We start from the raw sequence: 23310 nt of genomic DNA on the forward strand, positions 1-23310 counted from the left end.
ACAAGAAAGCCCCGTCCGGAGTGCTGTTCCGGCGGGGCTTTCTGCTGGCTGGGGACGGTCTGTATCCGATGTTCCCCGGGGTGTACTGTTTGAGGTAGTGGTCGCGGAAGGTGTGGTTCTGCGCCGGGTCGAGGACTTCGAGGAGGGCGGCGGCGGGGTCGCCCCGGAAGTCGGAGCCGACCTTGTCGATCTCGTCGAGCAGGACGACCGGGTTCATCGAGCCGGCCTCCTTGATCGCCCGCACGATCCGTCCCGGCAGGGCGCCGACGTACGTACGCCGGTGGCCGCGGATCTCCGCCTCGTCCCGCACCCCGCCGAGGGCGACGCGGACGAACTTGCGGCCCATGGCGTGCGCGACGGACTCGCCGAGCGAGGTCTTGCCCACGCCGGGCGGACCGACCAGGGCCAGTACGGCGCCGCCGCGCCGCCCGCCGACGACCCCGAGGCCGCGGTCGGAGCGCCGCTTGCGCACGGCCAGGTACTCGGTGATGCGTTCCTTCACGTCCTGGAGACCGGCGTGCTCGGCGTCCAGGACCCGCTGGGCGCCGCGGATGTCGTAGGCGTCCTCGGTCCGCTCGGTCCAGGGCAGTTCGAGGACGGTGTCCAGCCAGGTCCTGATCCAGGAGCCCTCGGGGCTCTGGTCGGAGGCGCGCTCCAGCTTCTCGACCTCCTTGAGCGCCGCCGCGCGGACGTGCTCGGGGAGATCGGCGGCCTCGACGCGGGCCCGGTAGTCGTCGGACTCGTCGGCACCGGAACCGGATTCGCCGTTCAGCTCGGCGAGCTCCTTGCGCACGGCGTCGAGCTGGCGGCGCAGCAGGAATTCGCGCTGCTGCTTGTCGACGCCCTCCTGGACGTCCTTGGCGATGGACTCGGCGACGTCCTGCTCGGCGAGGTGCTCGCCGAGCCACTGGATGGCGAGCTTCAGCCGGGCGACCGGGTCGGTCGTCTCCAGCAGCCGCACCTTCTGGGCGGTGGTGAGGAAGGGGGAGTATCCGGAGTTGTCGGCGAGTGCGGAGATGTCCTCGATCTGCTGGACCCGGTCCACGACCTGCCAGGCGCCGCGCTTCTTCAGCCAGCTGGTGGCGAGCGCCTTGTACTCCTTGACCAGCTCGGCGGCGGCACCCGGCAGCGGGTCGGGGACGACCGGGTCGACCCGCGTCCCCTCCACCCAGAGCGCGGCCCCCGGACCGCTGGTCCCGGCCCCGATCCGTACCCGGCCCCGGCCGCGGATCAGCGCGCCCGGGTCTCCGTCCGAGAGCCGTCCGACCTGCTCGACGGTGCCGATGACACCGGTGCCGGCGTACGTACCGTCGATCCTCGGCACCAGCAGCACCTCGGGCTTGCCCCCACCGCCCCGGACCGCCGCCTGCGCGGCCTCCACGGCGCCCCGCACCTCCGCGTCGGACAGGTCCAGAGGCACCACCATCCCGGGCAGTACGACCTCGTCGTCGAGCGGCAGTACGGGCAGGGCGAGCGGAGTAACCGCGTTGGAATCGGTAGCCATGATCTCCCCTTCGGCAGTCAAGTTGAGCTATGCAGACTCAATGCTTCTGAGCCGCCCAATGTTCCCGGGGGGTGTTCGCTCTGAGCGATCACCTGCTCGCCGTCCCGTACCGGCACATTCCGGTGGGGCGGTGCGCGAGTCTGGAGAGATGGACATCGAGATCGTCGTCGTACCGGACTGCCCGAACGAGGCGCCCGCCGCCGAGCTGCTGCGTCGCGCCCTCGACGACGCCGGTCTGAACGGCACCGCCTTCACCACACGGACCGTGACCGACCGGGCCGAGGCCGAGCTGACCGGTTTCACCGGATCCCCGACCATCCTCATCGACGGCCGGGACCCCTTCGCCGAGCCCGGGCGCCCCGCCGGTCTGGCCTGCCGGGTGTACGCGACGCGGGGCGGACTCTCCGGGCTGCCCGACCCGGACCGCCTCCGTGACGCCCTCGCCGCCGCCGCGCACACGCGGCCTCGGCGCTGAGCTTCCCGGTGCCCCGTGCCCCAGGAGTCACAGCCGGTGCTGTCCGGAACACGTTCGGCCCGCAATACAGTCCCCCGGTGACCGAGAACCTGCCGCTGTGCCCCGAGTGCTCCGGCGCCCGGGGGCGGCACCACCGCTGCGGGGCCGCCGGACGGCGCCGGATCGGTCGCACGCGAGGGCTGCTCCGTACGGATGAGCAGCGGTGGCACGACGGAGCGCCCGGAGAACAATGGGCCCCATGTCCCACATCCCGTCCAGTGGCGGCGCGTCCACGCACGGCAGGGAGACACCCGCGGAACGCGCCGACCGCAACCTGGTCGAACTGCTCCAGGAACTGCGGGTCGTGCAGACCGGTGTGCAGATCGTCTTCGCCTTTCTCCTCGGCGTCGCCTTCACCAGCCGGTTTCCGGACCTCGACACCTTCGAGCGCACCACGTACGTGGTGACGCTGCTGCTCACAGTGGTCTCCTCGGCCGTGCTCGCGACCCCGGTCGCCCTGCACCGCGGCCTGTTCCACCAGGGCGTCAAGACCCGGATCGTCGCCCTGTCGGCGCGGCTCGCCGAGGCCGGCCTGGTCTTCCTCGCCCTGGCACTCAACGGCGCCGTCCTCCTCCTCATGACCGTGGTCCTCGGCCGGACCGCCGCCGTCGCGATCACGGCCGCCACCCTCGTCATGTTCGCCGGCCTGTGGTTCGTCCTCCCCAGGGCACTGCTCCGCCCGCGCCCGTGAACCGGCCGGCGGGCGCCGCGCGATAGAAGGGGTGTGAAGCTGTTGCGCCCCTCGGGGGAGGACCCGGACGACAAGGCCCTGCTGCGCGCCGTCGCGCAGGGGGACGCGCAGGCCCTGGCCACGCTCTACGACCGGCACGCAGGCTGGCTGCTGGCGCGGCTGGAGCGGCGGTGCCCGGACGCCGAGACCGTACGGGAGGTCCTTCAGGACACCTTCGTGACGGTCTGGCGGTCCGCCGGAGCGCATCGCGGTGCCCGGGTCGGCGGCTGGCTCTGGGTGATCGCCTCGCGTCGGCTGGTCGACGCCCAGCGCGCGCACGCCCGCAGCGACCTCGCCGCGCACGCCGAGCGGGCCGGGAGCAACGACTGGGCCGCGACCGCGCCCTCCGCCGAGGAGCGGGTACTCGCCGGACTCGAGTACGGGGACGTCGGCGCCGCGCTCGGCCGCATCTCCCCGGAGCTGCGCGAGGTCCTGCGCGCCACGGTCGTCGACGGGCTGAGCACCCGCGAGACGGCCCGGCTCCTCGGCATCCCCGAGGGCACGGTCAAGTCCCGGGCGATGCGGGCCAGGCGGGAGCTGCGCGCCGTGCTGGAGCTCTCGCTCCCCGAGGCCGGACCGCTGGGAGGCACGGCATGACCACGAGGGGAGGCGGCGGCATGCCCCACCGGCACGTGAGCGAGGAGCTGGCCGGGCGGTACGCCGCCGGGTCGGTGCCGGAGGCGGACGCCCGGTCGGTGGAGAAGCACGCGGAGGCCTGCGGCGGCTGCGCGGCGCGGATCTCCTCGGCGGTCCGGGCCGCCCGGCCCGGGGCGGGGCCGGTGCTGGACGCGGTGCGCGCGCAGGTGCTGGCGGCGGTCGCGGCCGAAGGGGTGGTCGCCGAGGGGGCGGCGGTGCGGCGCGGTGCTCCGGCCGTACGTGCCTGGCGGCTGCTGTGGGCCGCCGGGCCGGCGCTGCGCGGCGCGTGGCTGTCGGCGCTGGTGCTGACGGCCGTGGGCGCCCTGGTGCTGGCGTACGGGGCGGGGGCCGGGCAGGTGGTGCGCCCGCTGCTGCTCGTCGCCGCGCCGGTGCTGCCGCTCGCCGGGGTCGCGCTCTCGTACGGCAGGCACGCTGACCCGATGCACGAGATCACCGCCGCCACCCCGTCCGGGGGGCTGCGGCTGCTGCTGACCAGGGCGGCGGCCGTGCTCGCCGTGAGCGTTTCGGCGCTCACCCTCGTCGGTGCGGCGCTGCCCCGGTCCGCCGGGGGGCCGGGCGCGGCTGTCTGGCTGCTGCCCGGGCTGGCGATGACGCTGGCCGCGCTCGCCCTCGGCTCGTACGTCGGCTGCCGTGCCGGTGCCACGTCCGTCGCCGTGGCGTGGGCGGCGACCGTCCTCGGGCCCGCCCTCGCCACGTCGCCGTCGGCGGCGGCCGGGGCCGTGCGGTACTTCGCGGGGCCCGCCGCGCAGGCCGGCTGGGCGGCGGGCGCCCTGGCGTGCGCCGCGCTGCTCGCCGTACGCCGTAGATCGTTCGACCACCTGGAGAGAATGTGAGCGTGCACGCATGAACGCGACGGGGAACATACCCACGGTCGTGGTCGGCGCACTGACCGTCCGGCACCGCAGGACGATCGCGCTGGACGCCGTCGATCTCGACTTCGCGCCCGGCGTGCACGGGCTGCTCGGGCCCAACGGGGCGGGCAAGACCTCGCTGATCCGGGTCCTCGCCACCGTCGCCGCGCCCTTCGGCGGCCGGGTGGAACTGCTCGGCCGCGAGGTCGGGCCCGGGGCGGACCACCGCGACCGGGCGGCGGTGCGGCGGCGGCTGGGCTATCTGCCGCAGGAGTTCGGCTACTACCCGGGCTTCACGGTCCGCGAGTTCGTCTCCTACGTGGCCTGGCTCAAGGAGATGGACGCGGCGGCGGTCCCGGCGGCCGTGGTGCGGGCGGTGGACCGGGTGGGGCTCGGGGACCGGATCGACGCCCGGGTGAAGACCCTGTCGGGCGGCATGGTGCGGCGCGTGGGCATCGCCCAGGCGATCGTCAACGATCCGGAGCTGCTGCTGCTCGACGAGCCGACCGCGGGTCTCGACCCGGAGCAGCGGGTCGCGTTCCGGTCTCTGATCCGGGAGCTGGGCCGCACCAGCACGGTGCTCGTCTCGACCCATCTGGTCGAGGACGTGGCCGCGGCCTGCTCCGACGTCACACTGATCGAGGCGGGCCGGATCGCGTACCGGGGCACGACCCGGGAGCTGTCGGAGCTGGGCGGCGCCCCGGGCGCCGGGACGGGGCCGGAGGACGGCAATCCGTTCGAGCGCGGCTACACCGCCGCGCTGCGGGCGCACCGGGCGGCGGTGACGGGCCGATGAGCACGTCCTTCGTACGCGGCCCGGCCGCCACCGCCCTGCGGGCCGAGCTCCGGCGCGGGATCGCCCCGTGGACGGGTCCGGCCGTCGCCGCCTGTCTGCTCGTCCCGATGACGGCCAAGACGGCCGAGTGGCAGGGCGGCTGGGCCGAGACCCAGGAGCTGCTGCACTCGGCGACGACGCTGATCGGCATGCCGCTGCTCGCCGCCGTCGCCTGCTGGCAGGGCGGCCGGGAGCGCCGCAGGGGCACCGACGAGCTGCTGCGCTCGGTGGTGCGCGGCCCGCTCGCCCGGCTGCTGGTGGCCCTGGGGCCGCTCATGCTGTGGGCGGCGGCGGGCCAGCTGCTGGTCCTGGGTGCGGTGTACGCGGCGACGGCCCCGTACGCCGGGCCGGCCGGCGGTCCGTCCGCCGGGCTCGCCGCGGCGGACCTGGGCTGCCTGCTGTCCGCCGCGCCGGTCGGTTTCGTCGTCGGGCGGCTGGTGCGGTGGCGGCTGGCCGCCCCGGTGCTCGCGGCCGTCTGCTACGTGCTCCTGGGGGCGCCGGGCTACACGCGGTCACCGGCCCGGTTCCTGAGCCCCGCCGAGCAGTACCTGCTCGATGCGGCCGGGCCGGTGTGGTGGTTCGCGCCGTCCCTGCTGGCCTGGACGGGCGGCCTCGCGGCGACCGTGCTGCTGGCGTACGCGGCCCGCCGCCGGGCGGCGGCCCTGCTGCCGCTGGCGCTGGCGGTCGTGGCCGGGACGGTGGTCGTGCAGACGGGCGACGGGCTGCTGCGGCCCGACCCGGCCGGCTCCCGCCGGGTCTGCTCGACACCGGACCCCGGTACGCCGCAGATCTGCGTGCGCGCCTCCGAGGCCCCGGTGCTGCCCGGTGCCGCCGAGGCACTGGCAGGGGTGTTCGCCCGGCTGGACGGGGTCGAGGGCGCGCCCGTCCGCTACGTGGCCAATGGCACCCGGCCGGGGAGAAAAGGGGACGAGGCGCCCCTTGGCCATGTGAGCCGTGGCTGGGGCCTCACCCGGGACCGGCTGGACGATCCCCGGGAGTTCGCCGACAGCACCGTCCTGTCCCTGCTCGGCCCCGACTGCCCGGCCGGCCGGCGGAAGAAGGACTCCGCGGCGGACCACCGCGCGGCGTACACCGAGGACGCGCTGCGCACCTGGCTGGCCGGGAACGACACCACCTGGTACCCGGAGTCCCGCCCGTACCTGGCCCGGCTGGAAGCCATGCCGGACACCGGGCGGAAGGCCTGGACCGGCCGCTATCTGACCGCCCTCAGGAGCTGTGCGCCGGAAGGGGTCCCGGTCCTGTGAGCGCCCTGCCCCTCCTCTATCTCCGTTCCCGCGCGCTCCTTGTCACCGCCGCCGCCCTGGCGGGAACCGTGCTGCTGGCCGCCTGGTCCGCGTACTGGCTCCAGGAGCAGCCGCGCTTCGACCACACCGCCCGCGTCCCGGTCGTCGTGCTGGCCCCGCTGCTCGCCGCCGCGGCGATCGGCACCGGGCTGCACTCGCACTCCGAGGAGCTGGACCGGGCCTCCGCGCGCCGCTGGTGGCCGCGCCTGCTGCTGCACCTGCTGGTGGCGACCGCCCTGGTGGCGGGGGCGCTGGCCGCGGCGGTACCGGGGCACCCGGAGGCGTTCGGCGCCCCGGCCATGGTGCGCAACGTGCTCGGCTCGACGGGGGTGACGGCGGCGTCGGCCGCCCTGTTCGGCGCCCGGTCGAGCTGGCTGCCGATGACGGTGTACGGCGGCGCGGTCTACCTGGCCGCACCGGATGTGCCGGGCGGGGCGGCGGCACTCTGGGCATGGCCGCTTCAGCCGGGTCCGGAGTCCGGGGCGTGGCTGGTGGCGGGGGCGGCGTACGCGGCCGGGGCGGCGCTGCTCGCGGTGCGCGGGCCGGGGCGGACCCGATAGCCGGGGCGCACGTGCCGTACGCGGCCGGGACGGGGCCGGGACGGGGCCGGTAACCGGCTGGCTTCGGACCGTGCGGAGAGGCCAGGATGGCGGGGACCCCCCGCACTTCGACCGGAGAGCCGCATCATGTCCGACTTCGCCCGTACCGACGTCCTCTCCCCCGTCACGCTCGACCGTCGCGAAGGCCCGCACGGGGAGGTCGTTCTGCGCAGACGGGGGGACGACTTCGAGATCATCGCCAACGGGTGCTTCCTGATGGACACCTCGGACGGCCGCTCCGAGCGGCTGCTGATCGACGCGGCGCTGGCCGCGCTGCCCGCCGGCAGGCGGGCCCCCTCGGTGCTCATCGGCGGGCTCGGCGTCGGCTTCTCGCTCGCCCGGGCCGCCGCCGAGCCGCGGTGGGGGCGGATCGCCGTCGCCGAGCGGGAGCGGGCGATCGTGGACTGGCACCTGGAGGGGCCGCTGTCGGCGATCTCCGGTGCGGCGCTCGCCGACCCCCGGACCGGCATCCTTGCGGTGGATCTGGTCGACCACCTGCACACGACTACCGACCGTTACGACGCTCTGTGCCTGGACATCGACAACGGTCCGGACTGGACCGTCACCGAGGACAACAGCACCCTGTACTCCCCCGCGGGTCTGGCGGCCTGCCGGGAGCGGCTGACGCCGGGCGGCGTTCTCGCAGTATGGTCCGCACAACCGTCCGCCGACTTCGAACAGGCCTTGCGGAATGCCGGATTCACGGGAGTAAAAACCGAAGAAGTCAGCGTTGCCCGAGGTGTTCCCGACGTGGTGCATCTCGCACTGCGGACACTCTGAGATCCCCCCGCCGGGTATCCCCGGCCCCCGAACCGCCGGGGCCGGGCGCCGTACGCCGGGTGCCGCGCCACTTCCGCGCGGCCCGGGCGTTACACCCTGCGTAGCCGAGAGCGGGCCGCTGCCTTTACGCTGGCGACCCGTAAACGGGGACACCTACGAAAATCCACAAGCGAAGACCGTGCGTCCGGGGGAATGGCCCCCGTGAGAACGGGGCAGGGGCGGGGCGATGGAACAGACACACACCACCCACACCGGTGTCGCGGCCACCCCGGGCGCTCAGCGCCGGGTGCTGGTGGTCGAGGACGACGTCACGATCGTCGAAGCCATCTCCGCCCGTCTGCGGGCCGAGGGCTTTCTCGTACAGACCGCGCTCGACGGCCCCGCGGCGGTGGACGCCGCCGAGGCCTGGCAGCCCGATCTCATGGTGCTCGACATCATGCTGCCGGGCTTCGACGGCTTGGAGGTCTGCCGCCGGGTGCAGGCCCAGCGGCCGGTGCCGGTGCTGATGCTGACCGCCCGGGACGACGAGACGGACATGCTGGTCGGCCTCGGCGTGGGCGCCGACGACTACATGACCAAGCCGTTCTCGATGCGCGAGCTGGCGGCCCGGGTCCACGTCCTGCTGCGCCGCGTCGAGCGCGCCGCGCTGGCCGCGGTGACCCCGAGGAGCGGCATCCTGCGCCTGGGCGAGCTGGAGATCGACCACGCGCAGCGCCGGGTCCGGGTGCGCGCCGACGACGTCCACCTGACGCCGACCGAGTTCGACCTGCTGGTCTGTCTGGCCAACACGCCGCGCGCGGTGCTCTCCCGGGAGCAGCTGCTGGCCGAGGTCTGGGACTGGGCGGACGCCTCCGGCACCCGTACGGTCGACAGCCACATCAAGGCGCTGCGCCGGAAGATCGGCGCGGAGCGCATCCGTACCGTGCACGGTGTGGGTTACGCCCTGGAGACCCCGGCTCCATGACCCGGCCCGGCTCCGGCCTGCGTCCCTTCTCGATCAAGGCGAAGATGAGCACGCTCGTCGTGCTCTCGGTCTTCATCACCACCGGTCTGCTGCTGGTGGCCGTGCGCACCAGGACCGAGCTGCGGTTCATCACGGTGTTCTCGGTGATCGCGACCCTGCTGATCACCCAGTTCGTGGCGCACGGCCTGACCGCGCCGCTGGACGAGATGACCACCGTGGCCCGGTCGATCTCGCACGGCGACTACACCCGGCGGGTACGCGGGGCCGGACGCCGCGACGAGCTGGGCGACCTGGCCCAGACGATCAATCTGATGGCGGACGACCTGGAGGCGGTGGACCGGCACCGCAAGGAGCTGGTCGCCAATGTGTCGCACGAGTTGCGCACGCCCATCGCGGCGCTGAGAGCCGTGCTGGAGAACGTGGTGGACGGGGTCTCCTCCGCCGACCCCGAGACGATGCGTACCGCGCTGAAGCAGACCGAGCGGCTGGGCCGGCTGGTGGAGACGCTGCTGGACCTGTCCCGTCTGGACAACGGCGTGGTCACGCTCAGGACGGGGCGCTTCGAGGTGTGGCCCTATCTGTCGGGCGTGCTGAAGGAGGCGAATCTCGCCGCCGCGCACCGCAGGCTGTCGTCCGGTTCGGGGAACCACAAGCGCAAGGACGTCCATCTGCATCTGGACGTTTCGCCGCCGGAGCTGACGGCCCACGCGGACACCGAACGGCTGCACCAGGTGGTGGCCAATCTGGTCGACAACGCGGTCAAGCACAGCCCGCCGCACGGCCGGGTCACGGTACTGGCCCGGCGCGGCCCCACCCCGGAGTCGCTGACGCTGGAGATCATGGACGAGGGACCGGGCATCCCCGAGGCCGAGCGGCACCGGGTCTTCGAGCGCTTCAACCGCGGCGCGGTGCCCGCCCCGCACGGGCCGGGCAGCGACGGCGGCACCGGGCTCGGCCTGGCGATCGCCCGCTGGGCGGTGGACCTGCACGGCGGACGCATCGGAGTGGCCGAATCCGAGCGCGGCTGCCGCATACAGGTCACTCTTCCGGGGGTACCGCAACCGCGCGGTTGACATAGGGTTCGAACCGGGCGGGCGCGTTGTTCGTGTTCCGTTCAGGGGGGTGCGGTCCGGAGGGTCGCAGCCGCGGTTCCGTGTACCCAAAAGGAGGCGGAACCATGCTTGTTTCCCGCCAATTCCTACGCCGAAACCCGCCTTCCGGTGTGACTTGCGCGACGAAGAGCGGCCCGGCCTGCGTGTAACGGCCGGGGAGGCGTAGCCTTGATTTCCGCTGTCCATCACCTTGTGAAGCGGAAGAGGGCGGTTGCCGCCGTGTCGTCTCAGTCCCCCAGTAACTCGAGCATCTCGACCGACCAAGCCAGCCCGGGGTCGAACCCGGCCGCTGCCTTCGGGCCCAATGAGTGGCTCGTCGACGAGATCTATCAGCAGTACCTCCAGGATCCCAGTTCGGTCGATCGCGCCTGGTGGGACTTCTTCGCCGATTACAAGCCGGGCACGTCCGGCACGGCGGACAAGCCCGTTCCCGGCGCCCCGGCCACGGCGGCAGCGGTGACCCCGGCTCCGGCCACCTCCGCTCCGGCCCCGGCCGCGCCCGCCCCGGCGGCGCAGGCCCCCGCACCGGCCGCCCCCGCCGCTCCGCCGGCCCCGGCCCCGGCGAAGGCCGCGGCTCCGGCTCCGGCAGCGAAGGCCGCCGCACCGGCCGCCGCCAAGCCCGCCGCCGCCCCGGCCACCGAGGCCCCGGCCGGCCCCGAGTACGTGACGCTGCGCGGCCCCTCGGCCGCCGTCGCGAAGAACATGAACGCCTCGCTGGAGCTGCCGACGGCCACGTCCGTGCGCGCCGTCCCGGTGAAGCTGCTCTTCGACAACCGCATCGTCATCAACAACCACCTCAAGCGCGCCCGGGGCGGGAAGATCTCCTTCACCCACCTCATCGGGTACGCGATGGTGCAGGCCCTCAAGGCCATGCCGTCGATGAACCACTCCTTCGCGGTGAAGGACGGCAAGCCGACCCTGGTCAAGCCGGAGCACGTGAACCTCGGCCTCGCCATCGACCTGGTGAAGCCGAACGGCGACCGCCAGCTCGTCGTCGCGGCCATCAAGAAGGCCGAGACGCTGAACTTCTTCGAGTTCTGGCAGGCCTACGAGGACATCGTCCGCCGCGCCCGCAACGGCAAGCTCGGCATGGACGACTTCACCGGCGTCACCGCCTCGCTGACCAACCCCGGCGGCATCGGCACCGTCCACTCGGTGCCCCGCCTGATGCCCGGTCAGGGCCTCATCATGGGCGTCGGCGCGATGGACTACCCGGCCGAGTTCCAGGGCACGTCGCAGGACACCCTGAACAAGCTGGGCATCTCCAAGGTCATGACGCTGACCTCGACGTACGACCACCGGGTCATCCAGGGCGCCGCCTCCGGCGAGTTCCTGCGGATCGTCTCCCAGCTGCTGCTCGGCGAGAACGAGTTCTACGACGAGATCTTCAAGTCGCTGCGCATCCCGTACGAGCCGGTCCGCTGGCTCACGGACATCGACGCCTCGCACGACAACGACGTGACCAAGGCCGCGCGGGTCTTCGAGCTGATCCACTCCTACCGGGTCCGCGGCCACGTCATGGCCGACACCGACCCGCTGGAGTACCGCCAGCGCAAGCACCCCGACCTGGACATCACCGAGCACGGCCTCACCCTGTGGGACCTGGAGCGGGACTTCGCGGTCGGCGGCTTCGCCGGCAAGTCGATGATGAAGCTCCGCGACATCCTCGGTGTGCTGCGTGAGTCGTACTGCCGCACCACCGGCATCGAGTTCATGCACATCCAGGACCCGAAGCAGCGCAAGTGGATCCAGGACCGGGTGGAGCGCACCCGCACCCAGCAGCCCGAGCGCGAGGAGCAGCTGCGCATCCTGCGCCGGCTGAACGCGGCCGAGGCGTTCGAGACCTTCCTGCAGACCAAGTACGTCGGCCAGAAGCGGTTCTCGCTGGAGGGCGGCGAGTCCGTCATCCCGCTGCTCGACGCGGTCATCGATTCCGCCGCCGAGGCCCGCCTCGACGAGGTCGTCATCGGCATGGCCCACCGCGGCCGGCTCAACGTGCTGGCGAACATCGTCGGCAAGTCGTACGCGCAGATCTTCCGCGAGTTCGAGGGCAACCTCGACCCCCGGTCGATGCACGGCTCCGGCGACGTCAAGTACCACCTGGGCGCCGAGGGCACCTTCACCGGTCTGGACGGCGAGCAGATCAAGGTCTCGCTGGCCGCCAACCCCTCGCACCTGGAGGCGGTCGACCCGGTCCTGGAGGGCATCGCCCGCGCCAAGCAGGACATCATCAACAAGGGCGGCACGGACTTCACGGTCCTGCCCATCGCGCTCCACGGCGACGCGGCCTTCGCGGGCCAGGGCGTCGTCGCCGAGACGCTCAACATGTCGCAGCTGCGCGGCTACCGCACCGGCGGCACCGTGCACGTGGTGATCAACAACCAGGTCGGCTTCACCGCCGCCCCGGAGTCCTCGCGCTCCTCGATGTACGCCACCGACGTGGCGCGCATGATCGAGGCGCCGATCATCCACGTCAACGGCGACGACCCCGAGGCCGTGGTCCGCGTCGCGCGGCTCGCCTTCGAGTTCCGGCAGGCGTTCAACAAGGACGTCGTGATCGACCTCATCTGCTACCGCCGCCGCGGTCACAACGAGGGCGACAACCCGGAGTTCACCAACCCGCAGATGTACACCCTGATCGACAAGAAGCGCTCGGTGCGCAAGCTCTACACCGAGTCCCTCATCGGTCGCGGCGACATCACCCTGGAAGAGGCCGAGCAGGCGCTCCAGGACTTCCAGGGCCAGCTGGAGAAGGTCTTCGCGGAGGTCCGCGAGGCCACCTCGCTGCCCGCCCCGGCCCACGCCCCCGAGGTCCAGCCGGAGTTCCCGGTCGCCGTGACCACCGCGGTCTCCGCCGAGGTCGTCAAGGCCATCGCGGAGTCCCAGGTCAACATCCCCGAGCGGATCACCGTCCACCCCCGCCTGATGCCGCAGATGCAGCGCCGCGCGGCCTCGGTGGAGAACGGCACGATCGACTGGGGCATGGGCGAGACCCTGGCCATCGGTTCGCTGCTCATGGAGGGCACCCCGGTCCGGCTCTCCGGCCAGGACTCCCGCCGCGGCACCTTCGGCCAGCGCCACGCGGTCCTCGTCGACCAGGTGACCGGCGAGGACTACACCCCGCTGCTGTACCTCTCCGACGACCAGGCCCGCTACAACGTCTACGACTCGCTGCTCAGCGAGTACGCGGCGATGGGCTTCGAGTACGGCTACTCGCTGGCCCGCCCCGAGTCGCTGGTCATCTGGGAGGCCCAGTTCGGCGACTTCGTCAACGGCGCCCAGACCGTCGTCGACGAGTTCATCTCCTCGGCCGAGCAGAAGTGGGGCCAGACCTCCGGCGTCACGCTGCTGCTGCCGCACGGCTACGAGGGCCAGGGCCCGGACCACTCGTCCGCCCGCCCGGAGCGCTTCCTCACGCTGTGCGCGCAGAACAACATGACGGTCGCGATGCCGACCCTGCCGTCGAACTACTTCCACCTCCTGCGGTGGCAGGTGCACAACCCGCACCACAAGCCGCTGATCGTCTTCACCCCGAAGTCGATGCTCCGTCTCAAGGCGGCCGCGTCGAAGGCGGAGGAGTTCACCACCGGCGGCTTCCGCCCGGTGATCGGCGACGACTCGGTGAACCCGGCCGATGTCCGCAAGGTCGTCTTCTGCGCCGGAAAGGTCTACTACGACCTGGAGGCCGAGCGCACCAAGCGCGGCGTCACGGACACCGCGATCATCCGGCTGGAGCGCCTGTACCCGCTGCCGGGTGCCGAGCTCCAGGCCGAGATCGCCAAGTACCCGAACGCCGAGAAGTACCTCTGGACGCAGGAGGAGCCGGCGAACCAGGGTGCCTGGCCGTTCATCGCGCTGAACCTGATCGACCACCTGGACCTGGCCGTCGGCGCCGACGTCCCGCACGGTGAGCGCCTGCGCCGCATCTCGCGGCCGCACAGCTCGTCCCCGGCGGTCGGCTCGGCCAAGCGCCACCAGGCCGAGCAGGCCCAGCTGGTCGCCGAGGTCTTCGAGGCCTGACCCGCTGCCGTACGGAAAGGGGCCCGTTCCCGCGAGTCGATCGCGGGGACGGGCCCCTCGGCGTACGGCGCCGGGCTCCGGGCCGCCCGGTCAGACGATCGGCGGCTCGAAGTCCCAGTACGGGCGGTTGCGGGAGCGGGCCGAGACCGTGTGGACGTGCTGGGCCCCGAGGGTCGCGGACAGGTCCTCCAGCGCCTCGCCCTCGATCTTCTCGGCGCGCTGCCGCTCCCGGAGGCCGCGCAGGTCCGCGGCGTGCGCGATCCGGGCGGAGAGGGTCAGCGGATGGGTCCGGCCGAGGGCCTCGGTGGCCCGGCCGACGACGACCCCGGTGAGCGCGGCCGCGGACTCCGGGTCGCCCACCAGGTTGCGCAGCGCCGAGGCGTTGATCGCGCAGCCCAGGCTCCAGGGGTGGTTCTCGCCGACGGCCCGGGTCATCGCCGCGAGCGCCTGCTCCAGGAGGTCGTGGGCCTGGTCCCGCTCCCCCACGTTGCGCAGGATCAGGGCGTGGTTGGCCCGGGTCCCCGCGACGAAGGGATGGTCCTCGCCGAGCATGGCGACGTAGGCCTCGGTCACCCGCTCGCTTATGTCCCGGGCCCGGTCGATGTCGCCGTGCTCGCGGGCGAAACAGCTCTGGGTGGCGGCGACCATCATGGTCAGCGGGTCGTCCTCGCCGAGGACCCGCTCGCACCGTTCCAGGGCCCGGGTGAACAGGGCCGAGGCCCGCTCCCGGTCGCCGGAGCGGTAGTGGCACAGGGCGAGGTTGTGTTCGGCGCGCAGGGTCTGCGGGTTGTCGGGGCCGAGGACCATGCGGTGCACCCGGACGCTCTGGTTCTGGAGCGAGAGGGCGTCGGCGTACCGGCCGAGGAGGCGCAGGTCGGTGGCGTAGTTGATCTCGGAGAACAGGGTCCAGGTGTGGCGCAGGCGCAGCAGTCGGCGCCGGGAGTCCAGGGTGCGGCGGTTGAGGTCCAGGGATTCCTCGTAGCGGCCGAGCAGCCGGAGCGAGATCGCCAGGTTGTTCTGCGCGTTGAGGGTGCGGGAGTCCTGGTCGCCGAGGAGTTCGCGGTAGGCGGCGAGGATCCAGCCGGAGATCTCCAGGGCCTCGTCGTACCGGCCCAGGCCCCGCAGGTCGGCGGCGAGGCCGCCGGCGGCGCGCAGGTGTTCCAGGTCGTGGGCCCCGCGCTCGGCGCGGAGCCGGTCGACGGCGGCCCGTTCGATGGCTTCCGTGCCGGCGTAGTCGCCGACGGCGCGCAGCAGGTTGGCGTAGTTGTAGGTGAGGTCCCAGAGCCGGGGGTGGTTCTCGCCGAGGAGCTCGCGCCAGGCCCGCACGGCACGTCCGCCGAGCTTGATGCCGGCCCGGTACTCGCCGGAGAGATAGAGGTAGCGCAGGCAGTTGAGGACCAGGCCGTGTACCGCGGGGTCGGTGCTGGTGAGGACGTCGGCCCATTTCAGGTGCGGGGTGATCTCGGCGTAGGCGGGCCAGAGCCGGGTGTCGATGGGGCGGCCCGGGTCCGCGTGGACGAGGGCGCGGCGGACCACGTCGACGAACTCGCGGCGGTCGCGTTCGGCCATGTCCTTGCCGACGATCTGGTGGACCATGCGGTGCATGTAGAGCGATTCCCCGGACGAGGCCTCCTCGCCGGCCGTCTCGTGGGACTCCAGGCGGACCACGGAGTACTGCCGGAGCTGGGCGATCGCCTTGTTCCAGAGCAGCGGATCGTTCATCAGGCCGGAGATCTGCTCGGGCAGTTCGCCGGGCGGCATCTCGCGCAGCAGCCGTACGGGGATGGAGCCGGGCGCGAAGAAGCTGCACAGGCGGAGCAGGTCGACGGATTCCGGGACGGTCTCCTTGAGCTTGTTCAGCAGTATCGACCAGGCGGTCTGGAAGGCGAGCGGGAAGTCGGCGGAGACCTTGACGACGTCCTGGTCGATGCCTCCTTCGAGGAGCTGGATGTACTCCTCGACGGACATGTCGGAGTCGTTGAGCCAGCCCGCGGTCTGGTCGAGGAGGAGCGGGAGGTCTTCGAGGGCCTCGGCCAGCCGCCCGGCCTCGGGCCGGCTCAGCCGCGGGGCGCGGCGGCGGATGAAGGCGACGGATTCGTCGCGGCTGTAGACCGGTACGCCGACGAGGTGGCTGTTGTACTCGCTCCACTTGCGGTTGCGGGAGGTGATCAGGACGTGTCCGGGGCCGATGGGCACCAGGTCGGAGATGTTGCCGGGTTCGTCGGCGCCGTCCAGGACCAGCAGCCAGTGGGAGTGGGGTTCGCCGCGGCGCAGCGCGTCGCGTACGGCGCGCAGTCGTTCGCCGTACTCGGCGCCGGTGGACAGGCCCAGTTCGGGGGCGAGTTCGGCGAGCTTCTGGCGGTAGAGGGCGCGGCGGTCGGCGGGCACCCACCACACCACGTCGTACTCGGAGCCGAAGCGGTAGACGTACTCCGCGGCCAGCTGGGTCTTGCCGACGCCGGGCATGCCGTGCAGGGTGACGACCCCGGCGCCGGACCCGGCGTCCTGGAGGGTCCGGTAGACGGAGCTGAGCAGTTCCTCACGGCCGGTGAAGCGGACGTTGCGGCGCGGCACCCCGCCCCACACCTCGGAGGGGTCGGCCGGGTAGCGGGGGCCCTGCCGGGTCCCGGCGGGTTCGGGCAGCGGGTCGGCGGGCAGGCCCAGGCGGGTCAGGAGGCGGCGCTCGGCCTCCTCGGCGCCGACGTTGGTCAGGTCGGCCGCGCCGAGGACCGCGGTGGCGCCGGGCAGGGTGGCGGTGGTGACGCAGACGGCGGCGAACCGGTCCGGGTCGGCGGCGACGACCTCGCGCAGGGCCCGGTTCCACTCCTCGTGGCTGCGCGGGCCGAGCTGGAAGTACCAGTCGCTGAGGACGATCAGGACGCGGCCGCGGGAGAGTGCGAGATCGCGCAGCAGCTCCTCCAGCGGCTCCTCCGCCCGGGGGTCCCAGCGCTGGCGGACGACGGCCGTCCCGCGCCGCTCCAGCCGGTCCGCGATCCAGGCCGCCCAGGCCCGGTTGAATCCGGCGAAGCTGATGGTGACGGTGGGCGTCCCGGATGCTTCGACTGCCTTGCGCGTACCGGGCATTCGACCGTCTCCCTACCTGGATGCGAGCTTGTCAACATACACCTGGGCGGCTTCGGGGCACGGGCCTTCCGGGCCGGTGTCCCGGTGCCTGTCACGGGCCTCGCGGACCGTGCCTCTGCCGCCATATCACTCGGGTGGTGGCCACGTACGCCTGTGCTCGGGCGAGATGGTCCGCGGGGGGCGGGAAGTCGCCCATACGGTGGTAGATCGCGATCATCTCGTTGACGAGTATCCGGCCCTCCCTGGTCAGTTCCGCCGATCCGGCCAGCGCCGGCAGGGCGGCCGCCGCCTGTTCGCGGCAGCGGGCGTGTTCGGCCCAGCCGAGGTCGCGGTGGGTGACGGAGCCGGCGGCGAGCGCGAGGCGCTGCCAGTGGCCGGCGATCGCCAGGTGCGCGTAGGTGCCCTGGAGGAGGCTGTCCAGCGGGCGGGGGTCGGGGCGCCAGGGGGCGAAGTGGCGGGGCTCGGGGTTGTTCTGGTGCAGCGGTACGAGGGTGGCGAGGGCGGAGAGCTTGGTGTGCTGGAGTTCGTGGACGAGGGTGGCGGCGAGGTGGGCCGGGGTGGCGGGGAGGCTGCTGAGGACCGCGCCGAACGCCTCGCGCCGGGTGCCGCTGTACTGGGCCGCGCCCGGTCCGGTGGGTGCGGGGCCCGCGCCGGGCGGTGGCCGGAGCGGGACGAGGCAGCGCAGCAGGGTGGCCGTCTCGGTGAGGCGGTGGGGGCCGCCGGTGCGGAGCAGGGGGGCGGCCGCGGTCCAGTACCGGGCCCAGGTCTTGCGTTCCGGGTCGTCGACGGGGGTGGCGGCTCGCGGCCCGTACGGTCCGGGGCCGCTGGTGTCGCCGCGGCAGGGGTCGGTGTCGTCCAGGGGTACGGGGCCGAGGCCGGGGGGTGCGGCGGGCAGCGGGAGGACCGGAAGCCAGCGAGGGTCGGCGGAGCAGAGCGAGCCGTCGGGCTGGACGTGGGCGGCGAGCGGTCCGCCGGCCGCCCCGCGCAGGGTCAGCCGGCCGTCGCGGTGGGTGGCGGTGACCGTCGTGGTGGTGGCGGGTGCGGTGCGCAGGGCGCCGAGGGCGGGCAGGGCCAGCAGTCCGCGGTGGGCGGTGAGGCGGGTGGTGAAGGGGAGGCCGGCGCGGATCGCGGCCGCGGCGGCGAGCGCGCTCAGGTGGTCCAGGCCGGCGCGGAGTCCGGGCCCGGGGCGGGTGGTGGGGCCGATGAGCCCGCGCAGGCAGCGGCGGGCCCAGGGGCCGACGAGCGGGTGGAGCAGGGTGGCGCGTACGGCGGTCCGGTCGGCGTGTTCGGCGGCTTCCAGCAGGGCCCAGTCCCGGTGCAGCCGGTCCAGGGACCGGGGCGGGCAGCGGGTGGCGGGGGCGGCCCCGGCGGCGTCGAGCAGGGCCCGCAGCAGCAGGAGCCTGCGGGTGTCCTGGTCGCGCACGAGGACGTCCAGGGTGTCGGCGGCGCCTTCGGTGCGGCCGAGTTCGCGGAGCATGCGGTCCGGGAGCGGGCCGGTCGGCGGCGGGGTCACCGGCGGGCTCCCTCGGTCGCCGCGGCCAGCCGGGCGGCGATGTGGCGCACCAGCCGGGCGAGGTCCGGGCAGTAGACGGAGGGGTTGGCGAAGCCGTTGTCCGCGCGGTAGCGGTGGGCGTAGTGGCCGCCGCCGCAGACGGTGAGCAGCGGGCAGGCGCGGCAGGTCGCGGCGAGTGCGGCGGCGCCCGCCCGGCGGGCGGTGACGCCGGGGTGGCGAAGGGCGTCGTCGAAGCTGTGCCGGAAGACGTCGAGGCCGGTGGCGGCGGCCGTGTCGTAGGCGGACTTGAGGGAGTCGACCTGCTCGATCGTGCCGTCCGTCTCGACGACGATCGCGTCCACGGGGTCGAGGCCGAGCGATTCGGTGGCGCCGGGCAGCCCGAGCAGCAGGGCGAGGCACTCCTCGAAGAGCCGGACGCGGGTCTCCCGCCGTCCGCCGTGCCACCAGCGGTCGAAGACGGCGGTGAGCCAGTCGCCGTACGGGGTGGGGCGGCCGGGGCCGGTGTGCGGCAGGCCCGGCGGCGGTGCGGTCCAGTTGCCGTGCGGCAGCAGCAGGTCCAGGGCCGGTGGGCGCAGTTCGAGCAGTGACGTGTAGACCTCGGCCGGGTCGGTGTCCGGGTCGACGACCGTGAGGATGCCCGCGTACGCCTCGGGGTGCCGGTCGGCCAGAAGCCGGGCGGCGCGTACCGCGGCGGGCCAGGAGGGGCGTCCGGCGCGGTCGGTGCGCAGGCGGTTGTGGGCGGGGAGCCCGCCGTCGAGGCTGATGCCGACGCGGACGCCGTGCCGGGCGAGGGTGGCGGCGCGGCGCCCGGTGAGCAGGGTGGCGTTGGTCTGGACGGTGGTGCGTACGGTGCAGTCCGCGGGGGTCAGGTCCCGTACGCGGTCGGCGAAGGCGGCCAGCCGGGCGGCGCCGGCGAGCAGCGGTTCGCCGCCGTGGAGGACGAGCGCGAGGTGGCGGGTGCCGTGGGTCGCGGCGTGTTCCGCGATGCGGTGGGCGGTGCGGTCGAGGACGGCCGGGGAGGCGGCGGCCGGGCGGTCGCGCCAGGTGCGGTCGGGGCCCTCGTAGAGGTAGCAGTAGCGGCAGGCGAGGTTGCAGCGGCCGTGCACCTTGACGATGAACTGCCCGAAGGCGGCGGTCCGGGGCGGCAGGGGGTGCGGGGGGTGCGGCCTCAGAACGCGTTGGTGAAGCCCCACAGCATCTCCTGCGGCTCCTCGGCCCGGGCGTGGAGGTCCGCGACGACCTCGGCCAGCACCGGGTGGTCCAGTGTGCGCAGCGCGGCCAGGTCGAGCCCCAGCAGGTCCGGCAGCGCGTCCGGAGCCTCGGCCGTCGTGCCGTCGGGTGCGCCCGTGGGCGCCGTCTCGCTCATCGTCGTTCTCCCCGTTTCCCCGTTGCTTCCCGTTGCCCGCTGTTTCCCGTTGTCCGCTGTTTCCCGTCGGCCGTCCCCGTGGCGGGTCCACGGTTCCCGGTGTCGTGCCGGCCGGCTCAGCGTTCCAGCTCCGTGAGCCGCTCGGTGGTGGCCTCACCCGCCGCGCCGCCGCCGTCCGGCAGTGCGCTCCATTGCCGGCGGGCCGCCCGGTAGGCGTCCCGCGCGGCCCGGGGGCGTCCGGCTCTCTCGTAGGTCATACCCCGCCAGTGGTTGGCCGTAGCACTCAACTCGAATGCTTCTTCGAGGAGTTGGCCGCTGTCCGGTTCCACCTGGGCCGCTCCGGCCGCTTCCGCGGCGCTGCGGAAGGCCTCGGCCGCCTCGTCGAGCCGGGCCGGCCGGTCCAGCACCCGGGCGGCTTCGAGGTGGGCCCGGCCCAGCTCCAGCCAGCAGCGCGCTCCGGTGAGCGGCTCGGCCGCCTCGCGGGCCGCGAGGCCGAAGAGGTGCTCGGCCTCGCGGAGGTCGACCCGGTCCTCGGTGGCCCGGTGACGCAGCATCAGCCCGCTGCCCAGCATCAGCAGCCGCTCGGCCAGGTGTTCGCCGCCGGCCGCGGTCTCGGTGCGGCAGTCGCGCAGCACCCGGATCGCGGTGCCGATGTGCGGACGTCCGTCCGGCAGGGCGGCCCGGCGCAGCAGCGTGCCGCCCCATTCGGCGAGCAGGTCGGCGTGGGTCCGGGAGTCGCGGGGTACGTCCCGGACGGCGCCGGCGAACCACTCGGCGGCGGCCACGAGTTCGGCGGGGTCGCCGGTGTGCTCGTACCGCGCGACGCGGACGCGCCCGGCCCGGATGCGGAGCGCGGCGCGCGTCCGCTGTCCGCCCTCGGTGGCCAGGGCGCGGTCGACCAGGGCCGCGGCCTCGTCCGGTTCGGCGCCGGAGGCGAGCAGGGCGTCCACCAGGTCCAGCAGGACGCGGGGGGCGGCGGACGTGGTGTGCCCGGTCCCGCCCTGTTCGTACGCGGTGCGCAGGGAGCGGGCGGCCTGGGCGGCGTAGGCCCGGGACCGTTCGGTGTCGGGGGTGGCCCCGGCCAGCTCGAGCAGGGTCCGCCCGTGGGCCAGCGGCAGGGCGGCGGGGCGGCCCCCCGGGTCGGGCCAGACGTCGGCGAAGGCCTCCAGCATGCCGCAGGCGGTCTGGAGCAGCGCGGTGTCGCCGTCGAGCCGCCACTGCGCCTCCAGGGCCCGGACCCGTTCCAGGGTGAGCCGCAGGGCTTCGGCGGGGTCGAGGCCGGGGGCCGCGCAGGCGGCGGTGTACTCGCGGTCGGCGCGGCGCAGCAGCTCCAGCGCGCCGCGCCGGTCGCCGCGCCGTCGCCGGTCGTCGGCGGCGGCGTGCAGCACCTCGGCGAGGACGGCGCGTTCGCGTGGGGCGGCGGGGGGCGCGGCGGCCCGTTCGGCGGCGTGCTCGGCCTCGCGCAGCAGTTCGGCGTCGCCCCGGACCTCCCAGAGCCGCAGCAGGGCATGGGCGTACTGGGCCCACAGCCCCGGGGTGCCGCCCGGCCGCTCCTCGCGTTCGGTGGCACCGCGCAGCAGCTGCACGGCGTCGATGAGGTTCTGCACCATGCCGTCCGTCTCGAACCGCAGCAGCCGGGCGCGGGCGCCGTCCACCGCCGTGGCGGCGGACCGGTCGGGGGCCGGGAGGTCGCCGGGCCCGGTGCGCGTGACGAACTCCTCGGGCAGCGGCATGAAGCGTTCCAGTACCCGGACGGCGACCTCGGCGAAGGGGTGCGGGACCTGCGGCGCGTCCTTCTCCGGGTCGCTCTCGTCCGTCCCCCGGGTCCCGGGGAGGGCGGTGGGGGGCACCGTCGGGTGTCTGCCCTCGCCGAGCTGGGCGAGGGCCAGGGCCGGGAAGTTCGGCCCGCCCCGTCCGAAGCGCTGCTCGATGTACTGGGAGCAGTGCTTGAGTACGAGCAGGGCGTCGTCGCGGCCCAGCGAGCCGAGCAGCGCCTCCTGGACGCCGGGGACGAAGGCGTACCACTGGTCGTCGTACGCGCCGCCGGTGCCGGTGCGGGTCAGCAGGCCGCTCAGCAGCACTTCGGCGAGCTCGGAGGGGCCGGAGTGGGGCAGCATCGTGCGCTGCACCAGTTGCATCACGGGCAGGTGGAGCGGGGCCGCCGCGAGGTGGACGGCGAGTTGTCCGGCGGTGGGCGAGGCCGTCGCGCGGAAGCGGCTGACCAGCTGGAGCGAGGAGAGCTCACCGCCGGTGCGCTGCGCCGCGGCGGGCGGCTGGTCGGCCCGTACCCAGCCGACGGCGCCGAAGGTGCGCCCGGCTCCGGTGCCGGAGAGCAGCCGCGCCCAGGCCGCCAGGGCCCCTTCGGCCGGTGGGAGCACGGGGACGGCGAGGGCTCCGGGGTGCACGGCCGGGCCGGTGCCCGGCTGTTCCACGACCTTCAGTACGGCGGCTCCGCCGGGTCCCTCGCCCCGACAGAGCGCGCCGCGGGTGACCGGGAGGCGGGTGCGGGCCCACATCCGCTGCGGGAGCGGCTGGAGGACGGCGGCCGGCGCCTGGGCGGCGAGGTGGTGGAGCAGGCGGTGGGCCCGTCCGCTGTGCCAGAGCGGTCCGGCGCAGTCGCTGACCAGTACGGTGACGCGACGGCCGGTCGGGTCGCTCAGCCGGTCCGCGGAGTGCAGGGGCGCGGCGGCCGGGTCGGGGCTGCGGCTCACCGCGGCGGCGCCGTCGGGCCCCTGGTGCAGGTAGCGTGCCCGGACGTCCCGGAAGGCGCCCAACTGGCTGAATATCTGCCGCAGTTCGTCGAACATCCGGCGCCACACGAGCATCGAGGAGGAGGCGTCCATGACGCACTGGAGGATCGCCTCGCCGCGGGCCTCGCCGCGGAACACCGGGATGATCAGTCCGCCCGCGCGGGCGCTGAGCTCGGCGGTCGCCGTCTCGTCGAGGGTGCGGCGCATCGGCGGCGCCGCGGGACGGTAGCGCTGCAACGGCCGCAGTGCCCGCTGGAGTTCGAGCGGGGCGGGGAGCGCCGGGGCGGCCGGCACCCCGAAGGCGAGGGCGGCCGTGCGCACCGTTCCGTCCCGGGGGCCCGCCCCGGTCCGGGGGGCGGAGTGCGGTACGGGGTGGAGGGCGATCGGGTCCGCGTCACCGCGGGCGGCTGCGGGCGGGCGGGGCGGGTCGCCGGCCGCCGGAGGCGGGGGCGGGGGCTGCGGGTCGGCCGGGGGCCGTCGCGGGGCCGGGTCCGGGGCCGGGGCGCCGACGGGCTGGGTATCCGTCCGCGCCCCGTCGTCGTCCGTCCCCGGCGGGGGTGCGGCCGGGTGGCGGGCCCAGCGGGCCAGCCAGAGGGCGTCGCGCAGCTGCTCGACGTCGGGGTCGAGCCCGGCCTCGCGCAGCCGTGCCACGAACGCGGGGTAGCGCCCGGCGTCCTCGCCGCCGCGTGATTCGGGTGGGCCGGCCGGCCCGGCGCCCGTCATCGGC

The 23310-nt window shown here is 74.1% G+C and carries 17 protein-coding genes; 11 read left to right on the forward strand and 6 right to left on the reverse strand.

Features of this window, described 5'->3' with window-relative positions:
- Positions 1 to 1504 (reverse strand): LON peptidase substrate-binding domain-containing protein (locus ACFCV8_RS20195; RefSeq protein ID WP_376686749.1); only part of this gene is annotated, 1504 nt, incomplete at its 3' end.
- 130 nt (positions 1505 to 1634) lie between these two features.
- Between ACFCV8_RS20195 and ACFCV8_RS20200 the strand changes: the two genes are divergently transcribed.
- The 11 genes from ACFCV8_RS20200 (at position 1635) to ACFCV8_RS20250 (ending at position 13870) form a co-directional block, all read left to right on the forward strand.
- Positions 1635 to 1979 carry a hypothetical protein gene (locus ACFCV8_RS20200; RefSeq protein WP_376686750.1) on the forward strand — a complete coding sequence of 115 codons (345 nt, stop codon included), beginning with the start codon at positions 1635 to 1637 and terminating at the stop codon, positions 1977 to 1979.
- 238 nt (positions 1980 to 2217) lie between these two features.
- Positions 2218 to 2709 carry a DUF6328 family protein gene (locus ACFCV8_RS20205; RefSeq protein ID WP_376686751.1) on the forward strand — a complete coding sequence of 164 codons (492 nt, stop codon included), beginning with the start codon at positions 2218 to 2220 and terminating at the stop codon, positions 2707 to 2709.
- A 33-nt stretch (positions 2710 to 2742) separates the two neighbouring features.
- Positions 2743 to 3345, forward strand: coding sequence for an RNA polymerase sigma factor (locus ACFCV8_RS20210; RefSeq protein WP_376686752.1), 603 nt, complete (start codon positions 2743 to 2745; stop codon positions 3343 to 3345).
- Positions 3342 to 4238, forward strand: a complete 897-nt coding sequence (locus ACFCV8_RS20215) for a zf-HC2 domain-containing protein (RefSeq protein ID WP_376686753.1) — start codon at positions 3342 to 3344, stop codon at positions 4236 to 4238. The genes ACFCV8_RS20210 and ACFCV8_RS20215 overlap by 4 nt, the downstream gene beginning before the upstream one ends.
- A gap of 10 nt (positions 4239 to 4248) precedes the next feature.
- Entirely contained in the window at positions 4249 to 5052 is an 804-nt protein-coding gene (locus ACFCV8_RS20220; RefSeq protein ID WP_376686754.1) for an ATP-binding cassette domain-containing protein, read from the forward strand.
- Positions 5049 to 6356 (forward strand): hypothetical protein, encoded by a 1308-nt coding sequence (locus ACFCV8_RS20225; RefSeq protein ID WP_376686755.1) that lies wholly within the window; start codon positions 5049 to 5051, stop codon positions 6354 to 6356. Before ACFCV8_RS20220 ends, ACFCV8_RS20225 begins: the two co-directional genes overlap by 4 nt.
- On the forward strand, positions 6353 to 6955 hold the full coding sequence (locus ACFCV8_RS20230) for a hypothetical protein (RefSeq protein ID WP_376686756.1): 603 nt from the start codon (positions 6353 to 6355) through the stop codon (positions 6953 to 6955). The genes ACFCV8_RS20225 and ACFCV8_RS20230 overlap by 4 nt, the downstream gene beginning before the upstream one ends.
- A 126-nt stretch (positions 6956 to 7081) precedes the next feature.
- Positions 7082 to 7774, forward strand: a complete 693-nt coding sequence (locus tag ACFCV8_RS20235) for a spermidine synthase (protein WP_376686757.1) — start codon at positions 7082 to 7084, stop codon at positions 7772 to 7774.
- 226 nt (positions 7775 to 8000) lie between these two features.
- A complete protein-coding gene (locus ACFCV8_RS20240) occupies positions 8001 to 8738 on the forward strand; it encodes a response regulator transcription factor (protein WP_376686758.1) in 738 nt (245 codons plus the stop codon).
- Complete coding sequence (locus ACFCV8_RS20245) at positions 8735 to 9811, forward strand: ATP-binding protein (protein WP_376686759.1); 1077 nt, start codon at positions 8735 to 8737, stop codon at positions 9809 to 9811. The genes ACFCV8_RS20240 and ACFCV8_RS20245 overlap by 4 nt, the downstream gene beginning before the upstream one ends.
- A 258-nt stretch (positions 9812 to 10069) precedes the next feature.
- Entirely contained in the window at positions 10070 to 13870 is a 3801-nt protein-coding gene (locus tag ACFCV8_RS20250; protein ID WP_376686760.1) for a multifunctional oxoglutarate decarboxylase/oxoglutarate dehydrogenase thiamine pyrophosphate-binding subunit/dihydrolipoyllysine-residue succinyltransferase subunit, read from the forward strand.
- Positions 13871 to 13960: 90 nt separating this feature from the next.
- On the opposite strand, the gene fxsT is transcribed toward ACFCV8_RS20250, so the two are convergent.
- From fxsT to ACFCV8_RS20275, 5 genes are all read right to left on the reverse strand, one after another.
- Complete coding sequence (gene fxsT, locus ACFCV8_RS20255; protein ID WP_376686761.1) at positions 13961 to 16954, reverse strand: FxSxx-COOH system tetratricopeptide repeat protein; 2994 nt, start codon at positions 16952 to 16954, stop codon at positions 13961 to 13963.
- Positions 16955 to 17045: 91 nt separating this feature from the next.
- Positions 17046 to 18431: an HEXXH motif-containing putative peptide modification protein gene (locus tag ACFCV8_RS20260; RefSeq protein WP_376686772.1), complete on the reverse strand. Its 1386-nt coding sequence runs from the start codon at positions 18429 to 18431 to the stop codon at positions 17046 to 17048.
- Between the two features lie 32 nt (positions 18432 to 18463).
- Positions 18464 to 19639: an FxsB family cyclophane-forming radical SAM/SPASM peptide maturase gene (locus tag ACFCV8_RS20265; protein ID WP_376686773.1), complete on the reverse strand. Its 1176-nt coding sequence runs from the start codon at positions 19637 to 19639 to the stop codon at positions 18464 to 18466.
- Complete coding sequence (fxsA, locus tag ACFCV8_RS20270; protein WP_376686762.1) at positions 19636 to 19833, reverse strand: FxSxx-COOH cyclophane-containing RiPP peptide; 198 nt, start codon at positions 19831 to 19833, stop codon at positions 19636 to 19638. The genes ACFCV8_RS20265 and fxsA overlap by 4 nt, the downstream gene beginning before the upstream one ends.
- 116 nt (positions 19834 to 19949) lie before the next feature.
- Positions 19950 to 23306, reverse strand: a complete 3357-nt coding sequence (locus tag ACFCV8_RS20275; protein ID WP_376686763.1) for an SAV_2336 N-terminal domain-related protein — start codon at positions 23304 to 23306, stop codon at positions 19950 to 19952.
- Between the last annotated feature and the right edge of the window lie 4 nt (positions 23307 to 23310).

Origin of the sequence: Streptomyces sp. NPDC056347 (assembly GCF_042262625.1) — a bacterium.
Lineage (GTDB): Bacteria > Actinomycetota > Actinomycetes > Streptomycetales > Streptomycetaceae > Streptomyces.